The sequence below is a fragment of the Bacillota bacterium genome (assembly GCA_024655925.1).
Lineage (GTDB): Bacteria > Bacillota > DTU025 > DTU025 > JANLFS01 > JANLFS01.
Genome location: JANLFS010000227.1, coordinates 1 through 707 on the forward strand (window position 1 = coordinate 1; position 707 = coordinate 707).

A 707-nucleotide genomic window follows, 5' to 3' on the forward strand; every position below is an offset into this window, starting at 1 on the left:
GAGGGCTTCACTTGGCAGGTCGAAGGTCAGACATACGGGTGGCATCGGGCAATCTCCCTGACCCGATGTGAGCACGTGTGCATCGCGCAGCTCCGCGGGTGGCTGCCGAACGACATCGGCGGCGTGCTCTGGTACGGCGCCGCTGCCGCCGGCACCACCTGCTTCGTACCGTTCTACGTGGGCCTCAACGAAGTCTCAGAAGTCATCAACACCAAGGCCGGCTCGCGCATGAAGTTCACACGCGAATCCTACTGGTGGGCAGCGGCGTCCGTCATGAACTACGCCGACCTGAAGTGGTCCTACATGATCAAGGACATCAACGCAATGCAGCAGAAGTACGAAGGCCGCGTGCTGCGCGGCCAGCCTGCGATCGATGCTGCGGCGACCGAACTTCTGCAGCCGCAACATCGTCGAAGTGCGCGACGCGTGGAGGGATCTCCCTGACTTTCTGATCTGAAAGTGCAATTCCGGCCGCGTGATCGAGGACGGGAAGATCAAGAGGATCGGCTATCCCGAGGAGTGGCTCAAGAGAGTCATCCAGCTCGACGAGCCGGATCACGAGAAGAAATAGTGTCTGGCCGTTGAGTTTCCATACGTGAAACCGTAAGCTAGACCGCAGGGAATCGCGGCGCCAGCCGTGGCCAAGAAGAAACAAGCGTAAGCTCAGACAAGCAAAGGTGGGAAGAGGGCGGCGCCGTCAGGCGCCG

1 protein-coding gene is annotated in these 707 nt (G+C 60.7%); it reads left to right on the plus strand.

Going from position 1 to position 707, the window contains the following annotated elements; translation table 11 throughout:
* A partial coding sequence (locus NUW23_16355; GenBank protein ID MCR4427719.1) for a C69 family dipeptidase occupies positions 1-444 on the plus strand: 444 nt, incomplete at its 5' end.
* Between the last annotated feature and the right edge of the window lie 263 nt (positions 445-707).